The organism is Burkholderia sp. SIMBA_051 (assembly GCF_046534915.1).
Classification (GTDB): domain Bacteria; phylum Pseudomonadota; class Gammaproteobacteria; order Burkholderiales; family Burkholderiaceae; genus Burkholderia; species Burkholderia ambifaria.
Genome location: NZ_JAWRXS010000617.1, coordinates 1 through 251 on the forward strand (window position 1 = coordinate 1; position 251 = coordinate 251).

Sequence of the window (251 nt, forward strand, 5' to 3'; positions counted from 1 at the left end):
GCCGCCCAGGCTGGCCGATAGGGCCAGTCCGATATACGTGTTGAAGCGGAAGCCGCATTGCGCCGAAGATGCCAGGCCGAGCGAGGAGGGCTTGAGGACGAGGCCCGCCAGCCACGACAGCGCCACGCCAGAGAGGAGCACCGCCGCCGTCGCCTGCAACAGTGTTGCGGCATTGCCCGCGCTGATCGGCGTGCGCAGGATGGATTGGAACAGCAGGGCGGGGAACAGCACGAAGTACACGAGGCGCTCGG

Annotated in this window: 1 pseudogene; it reads right to left on the reverse strand. The window is 67.7% G+C overall.

The annotated features are described in order from the left end of the window. Window positions 1-251: pseudogene (locus SB771_RS35960) on the reverse strand (AEC family transporter); the annotation flags it as partial.